The organism is Myxococcus sp. CA051A, from assembly GCF_013336705.1.
GTDB classification, from domain to species: Bacteria; Myxococcota; Myxococcia; order Myxococcales; family Myxococcaceae; genus Myxococcus; species Myxococcus llanfairpwllgwyngyllgogerychwyrndrobwllllantysiliogogogochensis.
Window position 1 is genome coordinate 362,846 of sequence record NZ_JABUMS010000009.1, and the last position, 12,967, is coordinate 375,812.

A 12,967-nucleotide genomic window follows, 5' to 3' on the forward strand; every position below is an offset into this window, starting at 1 on the left:
CGGCCCCCCGGGCGGTGCGGGTCATTCTTGCTTGGCGGAATGTCAGTATTTTCTGGTATTGCGTGACTGAGCCCGAACTGTTGCGGGCCGCTCGCTGGGGGGACACTCCATGTTGCTTCGCTGGGCGGCGCCGCTGTTCTTGCTCGCGGCCATCACCGGTTGCACGACGAGTCGAGTCGTGCGGCTGGATACCGGACACGACTCCTTCGTCGTCACTCCTCGCGAGGAACCAAGCGCGGAAGTGGGGGCGGCCGAACTCGAAGACGACGAATTCGAGGAGGCCATCGCGGAACTGGCTCGGGACGTGCGCCCGTTCCCCAGCCCCCTACAAGAAGCCCGAGACTTCTTCGGCGTGCCGTCGCGCAGCGGGGTTTACCGATACGAGAGCCGCCCCCCGCGCCTCACCCCCCAGCGTCGAGAGGACGCGGACGGCCCCCACCTGCTGGAGTCCTACGCGGATGACGAGCTGACGCGCAGCTACGGCCAGTGGTGCAAGCGGAAGGACCAACCTGGGGACTGCTTGCGGCTGCTGGAGGAGGGCCCCCTGCTCGCCAGCGACGGCAAGTACACGTTGGCCTTGGCCATCGCGATGGATTCAGTGTGGGAAGAGACGGCGGAGGCCCTTGAGGACATAGCGGACCCCGGCGCGGTCATGGCCACAATCACGGCCGCTGCGACGATGTACCTGCTGCTCTGGGCGCTCCCCGAGCCAGTGAGCAAGGGAGCGGCCGCCACCCTGACCGCCATCGCCATTGCATACCTGGGTGTGGACACGGTGTGGCGCCTGCTCGACGGGTGGGTGACCCTGGTCCGCGAAGTGGACCGGGCCACGACTTTCGCGAAGCTCAGTGCGTCGGGTGAGGCATACGGCGAAGTCCTCGGAGAGAATGCGGCGCGCGTCTTCGTGATGCTCGCCACGGCCGCTATCGGCAGCACCGCCGGGTTGGCCGCGAAGGCCGCGACACTGCCGGGTTCCGCGCAGGCTGCGGTTGCCGTGGAGTCTCAGGCAGGCTTCCAGTACGCCGCGGTGGGGAGTGTGCAGTCGGTCGCGGTGGCGGCTGAAGGCTTCACCATCGCGCTCGCCCCCAACGCCCTGGCCATGGCGAGTCAGGGGATGCGCAACAAAGGAAAGCGCCACCACATCGCCACGAACAAAAACGACGTCTCCCCGGCGCGCGGCGGGCCTTGGACACCGAGGTTTGAGGAACTGTTCAAGAGGGCTGGGATGGAGCTGAAGGACACCGAGAACATCGTTGAAATCGTCGGACACAAGGGGCCGCATCCGGAGCGATATCACGTGATAATCCGTGATCGGCTCAGGGATGCGCTAGGCGGGTGCCGAAAGGTTGCGGATTGCCGAAAGGCCTTGACACTTGAACTCCAGAAGCTGGCCAAAGAGGTACAAACGAAGGGAACGGAACTCCACAGGCTTGTGACTCTGGGGAAGTGATGTATTGAGGAACCTCACCATGCAACATCGCGTTCGCTACTTCCGACTCAGTGAGAGTGTTCAAGCCGGGAATTGGTACCTGGGAGACCCCTTCGACGGGCAGGGCCAGGAGTTGGAAGACATTTGGGAGTTCACTGAGGGACGGCCCGTTCAGACGGAGGGCCGCCTGACGCTCCCCATTATCGAGCCTGGAAGACGGCTGGACTTCAACACGGCAGGCGCCGGCGTGACGCCCATTGTTCACGTCAGGGTGGCTTCAATGTTCGCGGAACTGGCCCCCGATGATGTGCAACTAATCCCAGTCGACATCAAAGGCTACCCAGAGCAGTACGTCATGCTCGTGGCCACGAAGCTCGTTCGCTGCATTGACGACAAGGCATCAAAAGAAGTGCAGTATTGGATGCCCGAAGATGAGCGACCCGAGAAGGTTGGCCACTTCAGGGGCGTAATCGACATGCGGATTGACCATGCGAAGGTGGGAGCCGCCAAGGTGTTCCGCACCTGGGGATGGTCGGTCGCGCTCATCGTCTCGGAGGACATCAAAGTGGCCCTGGAGGGCGCGAAGGTCACGGGAGCAAAATTCGAGGAAGTCTAGAGCGCGCGTTGGAGTTGCTGCCGTGGGCCCGCTGGACTGGCATAGGCTGCGGGCCGATGAAACTCACCCGGCTCCGTGTCACCGGCTTCCGCTCGCTTCGAGCCCTGGACCTGCGTCCCCGGGCCTTGTGCGTGCTGGTGGACTCCGAGGAGACAGCCACCCGGGATTTCGCCGCGCTGCTCGCGCTGCTCCGGGCGCTTTCGGAAGGACGACTGCAAGCGTACCTGCGCGACTCCGGCGTGCTCGCGGGGCCCGAGGCGACGCAGCCTGTCAGGCTGGAGCTGAGCTTCTTTGACGACCACTATGGCGTGGAGCTCCAGCCCCAACCTGGTGGCGAGTGGCACGTGACGAGGGAGTCGGTGGACCTCAACGTGGGGCTGTCAGCCCTCCTCGTCGACCCTGCCCTCGATGCGCCCTGCGCGGAGGCCTCGCTGCCCGAGCTCGCGCCCCGGGAGCCCTCATGGTCGACTCCCAAAGGGGCCACTCAGGACGAAAAGGAAAGCTGGTACGTGGGCAACGTGCTGGAGAGCTGGCTGTGGTGGCTGCGATGCTTCCTGCGCGGCATCCAGCTCGACGACGCCGCGCCTCTCGAAGCGCTGACGCTTCGCTTCTTCGTGGAGCCCTCACGCGACCCGCCTCCGAACGCCATCTGGGAGCAGGCCCAGGTCGCGCACTCCGCCGCGCGCCTGTCCCAGGTGGTGCTCTGCACGCCGTCGGAGTCGCTGGCGGAGACCTTCGACCTCCGCGACGTCATCCGCGTGGACACACGAGAAGGCGTGGCCCGCTTCACGCCCCTCGCTGTGCCCGAGGACACCTGAGCCACGACACCGAGAGGTCTCCCCCTCAGGGCGTGAAGCGCCAGACTCGCAACGAGGCATCCCGTCCGCCCGTGGTGACCAGACTCCCATCGGGCCTCCAGGACACGGCCGAGACGTTGTTGTCATGGAAGCCGATGACAGTGGCTGGCAGCGTGGGCGCGCTCGCGTCCCACACGAAGACCTGACCGCCGAGCCCACCTCCCGCGACACGGCGGCCATCCGCGCTCCAGGCGAGCGCCTCCGGAGAGAATGCGAACGGCGTCTCCGCGAGCAGCTTCCCCGTCGCGACCTCGCGCACGGACAGGCCCGGCCTTCCACCGAAGGCGAGCTTCGTTCCATCCGGGCTCAGGGCCGCGGCCAGCGGCGCGATATCCACGCCGGGCGTCACCGACGTGATGGCCTGGGTCCTCGGGTCCCAGAAATCCCAGCTCATGCCGGAGTAGGCGACCACGAGCGTGCCCTCCGGAGTCCATGCGAGCGACAACACCTGCCGCGAGCCATCCGGGAAGCGGAACAGCTCCGCGCCGTTGCTCACCTGGTGGATCCGGATGACACCGCGCTCGGAGGCGACCACGGTGCCCCCCAGGACGCTCGCCACCCGCGTCCCATCGGGGCTCGGCGCGACCATTTCCAACCCCAGGGATGATGTCGGCTCCCGCCGGATGGGGAGCTGCGCGAGCGTCCCGTCGTCCGCGCGCCAGACATTGATGACACCATCGTCTCCGCCCGTGAACAGCCGCGTCCCGTCGGTGTTCCACGCCAGCGCTCGCACTCCCAGCCCACCATGGCCGGACAAGGTCCGCAGCGGGTCGCCCACGCGGTCCCAGAGGCGCACCTCTCCCTCGTCGCCACTGGAAGCCAGCACCTCGCCGGTCGGGCTCCAGGCCGCCGCCTCGACGGTGTAGTGGTGCGACAGGACCTCGCGCCGGGACCAGGTCCCCGCGCCGGAGTCCACGGTGAAGACATCGAGGACCGGCGGCAGGTCATCCACCACGAGGAACTGGGGCTTCGTCGGATGGAAGCGAAACGCGTCGTAGCCCATCAACGTCCCTGGCAGAGGCGGCTGGCTGGCCTCCACCACGACCTCGCCCGTCCCTGCGTCGAGGACGAACAACGCGCGCGCGGCCCCCGCGACACCGAGCCAGCGTCCATCCGCGCTCCAATCCACCTCGGACGCCAGGTCCCACGCGCGCTCATACGTGGCCTCCACGCGATAGCCGTCGGTGGCGTACACCTTCACCTCGCCCTGCAAGCCCACCAGGAAGCGCGTGCCGTCCGGGCTCCATGCGAAGCCCGCCACACCCGTCAGCAGCTCCTCGGGGCCCTGGGTGCCCACGACGTGGAACTCGACCCACCGTGAGAAGCCTCCGCCCTGTCCCGCCAGCATCGCGAGGCGCGAACCGTCGGGGCTCCATGACAGTCGACGCACCTTGTCCACGGCCACCAGCATCGCGCCCGCGCGCTCTCCGGTGGTGGGGTTCCAGAAGTGGACCTCCTTGCTGGCGTCCGTCGCGCTGGCCAGCCGCGTGCCATCCGGGCTCCACGCCAGTGTCCGCACGCTGCCGGCCTGCACGGGCCACTGATTCAGCATCCGGCCCGCCGCCACATCCAGGACCGACACGCGGCCCGTCGACATGCCGACGGCCACGACCGCGCCACCGCCGGGCTTCCAGGCCACCGTGGTGAAGCGAGCGGGAGGCACCGGCGCCATCAGCCGCGTCACGCGCCCGCTCGTCGCATCCCAGATGCGCAGCAGGCCATCCGCCGAGACGCTCCCATCCACCGCGGCGAGCAACGTGCCATCCGGGCTCCACTCCGGTGACGTCGGCAGGCGCGCGCCCGTGCGCTGCCAGGAGAGCGCCGTGTCGAGGACCGGCGCGAAGCGCACCGTGAAGACCTTGTCGGCGTCGAACAGCAGCTCACAGCGCCCGAGCGTGCCCTCACACGCGGAGGTCCCCACCAACTGCCAGCCCGACGCGGGCACCACGTCCAGGGTGACCCGAGTGCCGGCGGGGTGCCGCACACCACAGGTGCCGGGGCAGTCGATGCCCGAGGGAGTGCTCGTCACCCGTCCCTGCCCCACGACCTCCACCTGGAGCCCCCATGCCCCATCGGGCTGCACGCCCCGGATGATGAAGGTGAGCTGAGGCGACCACGCCCCCTCGTTGCCAGCCGAGTCCACCGCGCGGCACCGCGCCTGGAAGGTGCCTTCTTGCGTGAAGGGGATGTCCACGCCGGACATCGTCCCGCTATCGACCTCCGGAGACTGGGGAAGCGTTCCGCCCGCGCCCCAATCGAAGACATAGGTCAGCGAGTCTCCGTCCGGGTCCGCGGCCGTGCAGCGGAAGCGCACGGGCACACCGGGCTCCACCAGTGCGTCCTCTATCTGGATGCGAGCCACTCCGGGGGCTCGTGACGAGGGCCCGGGTGGATCCTCCTTGGAGGAACACGCTCCGAGCACACAGGCCAGCGCCAGTCCGACAGACAGGGATGAGAGAGAGACGATGCGCAGGGACACAAGACGCGAAGTCATGGGCATTCTCCCGCGCGTCCCGGCCCCCCAGATGCGCGTGAGGCCCTTCCCTAGCCCTCCTCCCAGGCGGTGTCAAAGCCTGTCGGCGATGCGCGCTGAGAAGCATTCCCCACGAAACCATCGCAAGCAGCGGCACGAGAAGATTCCCGCGCCCACCGCGTCGCGACTGTCATTGCGTCGCCTCCTGGTCCCACTCAGGCCACCCGGGAGCCTCCCGCCCCCTGGAAGTAGTCGGCGAGCTTGCCGCTGTTCGCGGCCGCGGTGGGACTGCTCGCCGCCACGCCGGGCTTGGCTCCCGTGACGACCTCCACGGCCTTCTTGAAGATGAGCGGGAGCGCGGCGCCGAGGACCAGGTACTGGCGCGCGGGAATACTGCCGTCCCCCGCGAACCACGCCCACACCGCCACGCCGGAGCCGACAATCATCAGGCCCGTGATGACCCAGTAGGGAATGGACCGCATGAGCGCCTTGTAGCGCCCCGTCCCTAGATGCTCTCGCAGCCCGTACCAGTGCAGCAGCTCCTGCAACGCGCTGCCCAGCATTCCTATGAGGATGATTTGAATCGCGCTCATGTCGGCCCTCCCGAGGTTCGGTTCCACGAGGCAGGAGTCCGCTCCGTCGCGATGTGACGCGGAGCGACCGGGCTCACGGCCACCCCTTCGTTCGTCCGCGCTGGCGGGCACATCCGATGGCACACCTGGCACACCTGTGCCAGATGCCGACGGCCCCGGGTGACTCAGTCCTTTCGGATGTTTGGCTTTGAGCGACCTGGGCGAAACGCACGGCATTCGCGTTGCACATGCGGTCCTGGGCACCAAGACGGTGCTTCTTGTGAAGAAAAGGACCCGCTGAACATGAAGAAGACCTCGCTTCGCGCGTTGTTCTCCGCGCTGCTGCCCGCGCTCCTGCTGGCCCCCGTGGCCCCGGCCGTCGCCGCCGAGCGCCTGACCTCCGCCTTCGCCTGCTTCCAGAGCACCGAGGACCGGCCCGAGGCCGACTTCGACGCGACGACGCACGGCGTGCGCAACCGCTCGGAGGGCATCAACTGGCAGTGGATCGACCTGCGCTGCCCCGTCGTGGTGGACACGGCGTTTCCGCTGAGCAGCATCTCCCAGGTCAACGTCCATGGATACGACGGCCACAGCGGTCACGACATCTATGCGATGGCTTGCGTCGCCTGGCGCTGGGCCACGGGCGGCCGGTGCGGCGGCGCGGTGCGCAGCGCGAACACGGGCACCTATGACGTGCCGATGTACCACACGGGTGTGGACTCGCTTTACTACTGGAGGACGGCGCATTGGGACTACCCCTATGTCCTCATCCAGCTCCCGGGCCGTGGCGACGCCGGGTTCAGCTCGGCGGTGGGCTACACCCTCTACAAGCCGTGATGTGAGGGACCGGCCATGAAGAATCGCACCGTCCCCTTCCTTTCCGGACGCGTGCTCCTCGCGCTGGCGGCATGTGCCGTCGGCGCGGCGGGAGCCACGCTCACCCTCCGCGCCCCTTCCGCGGTGAGCCTCTCCGACGCGGCACCGCCCGTGGTCCCCGAGGAAGCCACCGTGCGACCTTCCCCGCCGGCCCCGGTAGACCCCGCCGAGGAGCAGCGGCGGGTCCTCGCCGACTACGCGGGCGAGCTTCACCGCCACGACCAGGAGCCCATTCAACCCGGCTGGGCCGTGCCCACCGAGACGGGACTCCGCGCCGACCTGGACACGTTGCGCACGCGTCGGCCGTTCTCCGTGCTGGGCGTCGATTGCAGGACGCGCACCTGTGTCATGACCCTGGAGTGGCCTGACTACGAGCGGGCCACGGAGACGGCGGACGCCTTGCTGCACCATCGCTACGTCGTGCCGTGCGCTCGCACCGTCTTGATGCCGGAGCCACCTCGGCGGAACCAGCCCTACCGCACGCAGGTCTTGCTCGACTGCATGCGCGGGTGAGGACGGCCAGGGAGTCCGGAGCGAGCTGCACGCACCGGACTCCCTACCGATGCGCGCCAGGTACGAACTCCACCAAGCGTGTCACGCCGTTCCGAGTCGCTCACGCCTTCGTCGGGTTTCGGGCCTGGTACTCCGAGTAGAGCGTCCGCTCCTCGCGAAACGCTTGCGCGATGCTCGGCCGCTCCCGGAGACTCGAGACGTAGGAGACCAACGCGGGCCACTTCTTCAGGTCCACGGGGGTCGCCACGCACCACCCCAGCACCGCGAACAGGTAGGCGTCGGCGACGCTGAATTCCTGCAACAAGAACTCGCGACCGCTCAGGTGCTTCTCCAGCAGGTCCAGCCGTGAGGTCGCCTTCCCCAGGGCATAGGCCTTCGCCCCCTCGGGCGCCGCGGGGTCCAGCAGCGGCGTGAAGACCGCCTTGTGCAACTCCGTGCCGATGAAACACAGCCATTGCTGGAGCCGCTCACGCTCCTTGCGCTCCGTCGGCGCGAGCCTCGCCTCCGGCCAACGCTCCGCCACGTGCTGGAGGATGGCCGCGTTCTCCGAGAGGATGTCTCCGTCATCCGTCCGGATGGTCGGCACGAAGCCCAGCGGGTTGATCTCCCGATAATCCTGGCCGTCCTGCGTGCGCTTCGTCTTCGGGTCCACCTCCACGAACGTGGCCTTCGCGCCAGTCTCGTAGAGTGCGATACGGGTCGCCAGCGAGCAGGCCAGCGGAGAGAAGTAGAGCTGCATGGTCATTCCTCCAGGACGTCGAACACGTTCCCCTCTGGGAACGCCGACGACTCTGGCCCCCGCCGACCTATGCGTCCAACGCATCCTTCGCATAGGCTCGATGCATGAGTGACATCGCCAGCCCCCCCAACACCCGCCTCGACATCAAGGACCTGCGCGTCGTCGTGGCCCTCGCCTCGGCGGGTACGACGGCGCAGGCCGCCTCCGTGCTCCACCTCACGCAGCCCGCGGTCAGCCGCGCCCTGCTGCTCGCGGAGGACAAGCTCGGCACCCGCCTCTTCGACCGCACCCACCGCGGCCTCGTCCCCACCGAAGCAGGGAGACAGCTCGTCGCCGGCGCCTCGCGACTGCTCGTCGAGCTGGGTGACCTGGAGCGCTGTGTCCTCACACCCGCCGCCCCACCCCTCCGCCTGCGCCTCGTGTGCGAGTGCTACACCGCCTACCACTGGCTCCCCTCCCTGCTCGTGGACCTGCGCAGGAGCATGCCGGGGCTGGAGGTCACCCTCGCCGTGGAACACACGCGCGACCCCATCCCGGCCCTCGAAGCGGGAGACATCGACGTCGCGCTCCTCACCCAGGCAACCATCCCTCGCGCCACGCTCGGGGCCCGCAAGCTCTTCTCCGATGAGATTGTCTTCGTCGTGTCCTCATCGCACCCGCTCGCGGGACGAAAGACACTCACGCGGGATGACCTGCGTGAGCACACCCTGCTCACGTCCCAGACACCTCCGGCGGAGTCCCACTGGTTCCTCACCCAGGTCTTCGGCCGGGAGCGCCCCCGCCTCCGCTTCGAGCGACTCCCCCTGACGGAGGCGATGTTCGACCTCGCGCGCGCCGGCCTGGGCGTCGCCGTCATCTCGGAGTGGATCGCCGGACCGCATCTCGGAAAGGGAGACCTGGTCGCGAAGCGGCTCGCCTCGGGGCCGCTGCAGCGCTCCTGGCGCATCGCCTGGAGACGCGAGGCCAGTGAGGCCGCGCACCGCCTGGCGACCGCCCTGGAGGGCCTCGCGCCCCGCCGTCTCGCCGCGGGGTGAGCCACGGCACTGCGCTGAAGCTCAAGCTCACCCTGCTCGAAGTCCTCGTAGCCCGGGCGGTGTTCAATACCGTACTGCTCGCGCAGCGCCTCACGCCTCGTCCGGTCCGAACACCTCCAACCCGGGCGCCCGCACGACAGGCCGCTCGCGGCATTTGAGGGAAGAAATGGGGGGAGTGCCGTTCAGCCAGCGCGGGCCTTGGAATCGCAGTCACCGCCGCGTCGCAACTCCTACCCCTGGACGACCCATGCTTGAAACTCCACGGTTGACCCTTCTTCTCGCCGTCGTGACAGCGATGAGTCTCATTGGCTGCCAGAGCGCCGAGCCCCCGGTGGACGAGCGCGTCATCACCTATGGCCACGGCGCCTTCCTCGGGGAGGGCGGCAAGGTCATCACCGCTGACCTTGGAATGGTGCAGCGCACGCAGAAGGACTTCCTGGAGACCCTGCGGCGTCAGGCCCTGGAGAAAGGCGGCCTCGACATCGACGGCCCGCGCAAGGTCATCACCAGTCAGGTGGAGGACGAGGTGCTCGCCAACGCGCTGTACATCGACTGGTTGAACGACACGCTGCGCCCCGAGGACTTCACTCGCATCCGCTCCCTCAACGGCGCTCTGCGCATGCACTACCTCAAGCGCCTGAGCACGTCGAAGGTGGGACGAGACGAGCAGCACGAGACGAAGGGCGTGGGCGCCGACGTCGCGAGGAAGCTGGAGGCCCAGGGCATCAAGACCTTCTCCATCACGGAGAACAGTGGCGAAGCCTACATCCGCGAGTGCGCCGCCGCCGGGGTGCCCATTCCTCCGCCCATGTTCTCCGCGGGCTGGGTCAACCGAGGCGTCATCGAAGACGAGTTCATCAGCACCACCGAGAAGGCGGAGTTGATGCACTACACTAGCGACAAGCCGCCGGGTGTCTGCCTCGCCCTGCCCCGCTACCTGCGCGACGACAAGTCCATCGACCTGCTCGGCATCATCTGCCTCGGCACGCTCAGCAACAAGGCGTGCTTCTGGGACAACCCCGCGAGCAAGACCTTCATCCGAGGCGTGCAGGTGGACATCAAGGACTTCGTGGGTGGCTATGCCCTTGAAGCCAACGACCAGGGCACCTGCTCGGACTGCCACGCGGGCGAGAACCCCTTCGTCGTCCACCCGGAGAAGCCCCCCTTCATCGGCTTGGACCTGTTCGGGACGGGCTGGTACGAGCCCATCGTCCATCAGGACTGGCCGCAGAACCCGGGCCCCTCGTATCTGCTGGAGGCCGTGTCCTCCGAGGGTCGCTGCGACAGCTGCCACCGCGCGGGCGGCTCCGGTCGCCGATTCCCCGCGCTCTCCAAGGAGCTGCCCGGCTACTGCACCATCGTCCTGGAGACCGCCGTCAGCCCTCCGCTGCCTGGAACGATGCCGCCCTACGGCGCGGACCGCTCACAGTTCACCGCGCACGTCGACGCCCTGCGCAAGGCCTGCAAGGCGCCGAAGCCGACGGGGACCACGGTGCCCGGCAACATCCCGGATGACACGGGCTATCTCTCGCCGCCCGTGGTCATCGACCCGCTGTATGGCTGCGCGACGCAGGTCGCGGTGCGCGGCGCGGTGCTCGACGCGAAGGTGACGCTGACCATCAACGGCACCGACGTGGGCTCGCTCATCGCCCGCAGTCCCAACCACGAGGTGTTCAACGTGCCGGCGCTGGTCGCCGGTGACAAGGTCTCCGCCCGGCAGGAGAGTGGTGCGGCGGTGTCCGGCCCTTCACCGGAGATCAAGGTCCGCGACCACAAGGTCGACTTCCCCACGGGACTGCCCGCGCCCGCCATCGACCCGACGCTCATCTACGAGTGCGCGGAGGTCATCTCCGTGCGCCACGTCCCGGGCGCGAAGCTCACCGTCACGGTGAACGGAGGCTCGGCCGTCTCGTCATCGACCAGCACGGACTGGACGGCCATCCGCCCGGGCAAGACGCCCTTCGTCGTGGGCGACGAGTACAAGGCGGTCATCAGCCTGTGCGGCGACAAGAGCCCGGAGTCCGCGCCCCAGAAGGCCGTGAAGGCGCCCGCGAACATCCCCGCTCCCTCGTTCGACCCGCCGCAGACCTTCGCGGGTCAGCAGCTGGTCAGCCTGGGCTCGCTGACGAACGGCGCCCGGACGAGCATCGACGTGTTGGGTGTGGGCTCCGCGGGTGGCTTCTCCACGCCCATCTCTTGGTTCCCGGACTACGACTTCGCCACGCCCCTGGGCCGCGCCCTGAACTCCGGAGAGGTCCTGGTCGCCCAGCAGAAGCTGTGTGATGCGGGCCCAACGAACCAGACGCCGCCGGCGGGGAGCTGCAAGGAACTGCCGGCGCCGCGCATCCTCCAGCCGCTCGCGGGCACCAACTTCGTCATCGTGTCGCAGGCTGTCCCCGGCGCACGCATCCGCGTCTATGACAGCACCAACAAGGAGATTGGCGACGGCAGCGGCAACGTCATCCTCTTGAGCCGCGACCTGGTGGCGACGGACATCCTCACGGTGGTCCAGCAGGTCGGCAAGTGCACCAGCGGCACCGCGTACCGCATCAGCGTGCGCGGCGGGTAGCCACGCGCACGTGGGCAGGAGGCTCGGCCGGCGCCAGGCGACTGGCGTGGAGCCGAGCCTCCCTGCGTCCCCGCTGAATGCAGCGGGCAAGACTCCTCTCCCCGGCAGGGCGTCCGTACCCTAGCCAGGACCGGCACGAAGGAGAGAGAGCCAATGAGTGAGCAAGCCCAGGCCAGGGCGGCCGTCGTGTGGAAGAAGGGCGGCCCCTTCCAGCTCGAGGACGTCACCGTCGAAGCCCCTCGGGCGGACGAGGTGCTCGTCCGGATGGTCGCCACGGGCATGTGTCACACCGACATGATTGTCCGCGACCAGTTCTACCCGTTGCCGCTGCCCATCGTCCTGGGGCACGAGGGCGCGGGTGTCGTCGAGCGCGTGGGCGACCGGGTGACGAAGGTGGCCCCGGGCGACCACGTCGTGATGGCCTTCACCTTCTGCGGAAAGTGCGACCTGTGCCAGTCAGGGCATCCTGCGTACTGCCGGGAGTTCTACGCGCGGAACATGGGCGGTGGGCGGATGGACGGGTCCACCGCGATTCAAAAGGAGGGCAAGCCCCTCCATGACCACTTCTTCGGCCAGTCCTCGTTCAGCACCTTCGCCATCGCGACGGAGCGCAACATCGTCAAGGTGCGCAAGGACGTGCCGCTGGAGCTGCTCGGGCCGCTGGGCTGCGGCATCTCCACGGGAGCGGGAGCGGTCCTCAACTCCCTGGGAGTCAAGGCCGGGCGTAGCTTCGCGGCCTTCGGCTCCGGCGCGGTGGGACTCAGCGCCATCATGGCCGCGCGGCTCGCGGGGGCCACCACCATCATCGCCGTGGACACCAAACCCAACCGCCTGCAACTGGCGCAGGAGTTGGGCGCGACGCATGCGGTGAATGGGCAGACCGAGGACGCGGTGGAGTTCATCAAGCGCGTCACCGGAGGCCGGGGCGTGGACTACACCCTTGAGTCCACGGGGAACCCGAAGGTGCTGCGGCAGGCCATCGACTCGCTCGACATCCTGGGGACGTGCGGTGTCGTCGGCGCGCCTCCCGTCGGCACCGAGGCGAGCTTCGACGTGAATGACCTCATGATTCCCGGCAGGAGCGTGCGCGGCATCGTCGAGGGCGACAGCGTCCCGGACGTCTTCATCCCCCAGCTCATCGACCTGTACGCCCAGGGTAGATTCCCGTTCGACAAGCTGGTGAGGTTCTACCCCATGGAGCAGATCAACCAGGCGGCCAAGGACTCGGAGAAGGGTGACACGCTCAAGCCCATCATCCGGATGACGCGGCCCACCTGAGGGCCTCGCGC

Annotated in this window: 11 protein-coding genes; 8 read left to right on the plus strand and 3 right to left on the minus strand. The window is 68.1% G+C overall.

Going from position 1 to position 12,967, the window contains the following annotated elements; genetic code table 11:
- The first annotated feature begins 109 nt into the window (after positions 1-109).
- The 3 genes from HUA74_RS26430 to HUA74_RS26440 are packed head-to-tail and all read left to right on the plus strand — an operon-like array spanning position 110 to position 2,863.
- Positions 110-1,450 (plus strand): AHH domain-containing protein, encoded by a 1,341-nt coding sequence (locus HUA74_RS26430; protein WP_174456761.1) that lies wholly within the window; start codon positions 110-112, stop codon positions 1,448-1,450.
- Between the two features lie 19 nt (positions 1,451-1,469).
- Positions 1,470-2,045 carry an imm11 family protein gene (locus tag HUA74_RS26435; RefSeq protein WP_174456762.1) on the plus strand — a complete coding sequence of 192 codons (576 nt, stop codon included), beginning with the start codon at positions 1,470-1,472 and terminating at the stop codon, positions 2,043-2,045.
- Between the two features lie 56 nt (positions 2,046-2,101).
- A complete protein-coding gene (locus HUA74_RS26440; protein WP_174456763.1) occupies positions 2,102-2,863 on the plus strand; it encodes a hypothetical protein in 762 nt (253 codons plus the stop codon).
- A 25-nt stretch (positions 2,864-2,888) separates the two neighbouring features.
- Here the strand turns inward: HUA74_RS26440 and HUA74_RS46665 are convergent, their stop codons facing one another.
- Entirely contained in the window at positions 2,889-5,396 is a 2,508-nt protein-coding gene (locus tag HUA74_RS46665; protein WP_174456764.1) for a WD40 repeat domain-containing protein, read from the minus strand.
- 194 nt (positions 5,397-5,590) lie between these two features.
- Positions 5,591-5,968, minus strand: coding sequence for a hypothetical protein (locus HUA74_RS26450; RefSeq protein WP_174456765.1), 378 nt, complete (start codon positions 5,966-5,968; stop codon positions 5,591-5,593).
- Between the two features lie 282 nt (positions 5,969-6,250).
- On the opposite strand from HUA74_RS26450, the gene HUA74_RS26455 reads away from it, so the two are divergent.
- Both HUA74_RS26455 and HUA74_RS26460 read left to right on the plus strand, forming a co-directional pair.
- Positions 6,251-6,784, plus strand: a complete 534-nt coding sequence (locus HUA74_RS26455) for a hypothetical protein (protein ID WP_141647013.1) — start codon at positions 6,251-6,253, stop codon at positions 6,782-6,784.
- A gap of 15 nt (positions 6,785-6,799) precedes the next feature.
- Positions 6,800-7,336, plus strand: a complete 537-nt coding sequence (locus HUA74_RS26460) for a hypothetical protein (protein WP_174456766.1) — start codon at positions 6,800-6,802, stop codon at positions 7,334-7,336.
- Positions 7,337-7,436: 100 nt separating this feature from the next.
- On the opposite strand, the gene HUA74_RS26465 is transcribed toward HUA74_RS26460, so the two are convergent.
- Positions 7,437-8,075: a glutathione S-transferase N-terminal domain-containing protein gene (locus HUA74_RS26465; protein ID WP_174456767.1), complete on the minus strand. Its 639-nt coding sequence runs from the start codon at positions 8,073-8,075 to the stop codon at positions 7,437-7,439.
- A gap of 104 nt (positions 8,076-8,179) precedes the next feature.
- Here HUA74_RS26465 and HUA74_RS26470 point away from each other — a divergent pair, with 104 nt between their 5' ends.
- The 3 genes from HUA74_RS26470 (at position 8,180) to HUA74_RS26480 (ending at position 12,956) form a co-directional block, all read left to right on the plus strand.
- A complete protein-coding gene (locus tag HUA74_RS26470; protein WP_174456768.1) occupies positions 8,180-9,109 on the plus strand; it encodes a LysR family transcriptional regulator in 930 nt (309 codons plus the stop codon).
- A 295-nt stretch (positions 9,110-9,404) separates the two neighbouring features.
- Positions 9,405-11,678: a hypothetical protein gene (locus tag HUA74_RS26475; RefSeq protein WP_174456769.1), complete on the plus strand. Its 2,274-nt coding sequence runs from the start codon at positions 9,405-9,407 to the stop codon at positions 11,676-11,678.
- A 153-nt stretch (positions 11,679-11,831) separates the two neighbouring features.
- Positions 11,832-12,956 carry an NAD(P)-dependent alcohol dehydrogenase gene (locus HUA74_RS26480; protein WP_174456770.1) on the plus strand — a complete coding sequence of 375 codons (1,125 nt, stop codon included), beginning with the start codon at positions 11,832-11,834 and terminating at the stop codon, positions 12,954-12,956.
- Positions 12,957-12,967: the final 11 nt, after the last annotated feature.

Excerpts from the sequence above, each read along its gene's own strand:
- HUA74_RS26430 (WP_174456761.1), top strand. The coding sequence starts at position 110 with ATGTTGCTTCGCTGGGCGGCGCCGCTGTTCTTGCTCGCGGCCATCACC.
- HUA74_RS26435 (WP_174456762.1), top strand. The coding sequence starts at position 1,470 with ATGCAACATCGCGTTCGCTACTTCCGACTCAGTGAGAGTGTTCAAGCC.
- HUA74_RS26440 (WP_174456763.1), top strand. The coding sequence starts at position 2,102 with ATGAAACTCACCCGGCTCCGTGTCACCGGCTTCCGCTCGCTTCGAGCC.
- HUA74_RS46665 (WP_174456764.1), bottom strand. The coding sequence starts at position 5,396 with ATGACTTCGCGTCTTGTGTCCCTGCGCATCGTCTCTCTCTCATCCCTG.
- HUA74_RS26450 (WP_174456765.1), bottom strand. The coding sequence starts at position 5,968 with ATGAGCGCGATTCAAATCATCCTCATAGGAATGCTGGGCAGCGCGTTG.
- HUA74_RS26455 (WP_141647013.1), top strand. The coding sequence starts at position 6,251 with ATGAAGAAGACCTCGCTTCGCGCGTTGTTCTCCGCGCTGCTGCCCGCG.
- HUA74_RS26460 (WP_174456766.1), top strand. The coding sequence starts at position 6,800 with ATGAAGAATCGCACCGTCCCCTTCCTTTCCGGACGCGTGCTCCTCGCG.
- HUA74_RS26465 (WP_174456767.1), bottom strand. The coding sequence starts at position 8,075 with ATGCAGCTCTACTTCTCTCCGCTGGCCTGCTCGCTGGCGACCCGTATC.
- HUA74_RS26470 (WP_174456768.1), top strand. The coding sequence starts at position 8,180 with ATGAGTGACATCGCCAGCCCCCCCAACACCCGCCTCGACATCAAGGAC.
- HUA74_RS26475 (WP_174456769.1), top strand. The coding sequence starts at position 9,405 with ATGAGTCTCATTGGCTGCCAGAGCGCCGAGCCCCCGGTGGACGAGCGC.
- HUA74_RS26480 (WP_174456770.1), top strand. The coding sequence starts at position 11,832 with ATGAGTGAGCAAGCCCAGGCCAGGGCGGCCGTCGTGTGGAAGAAGGGC.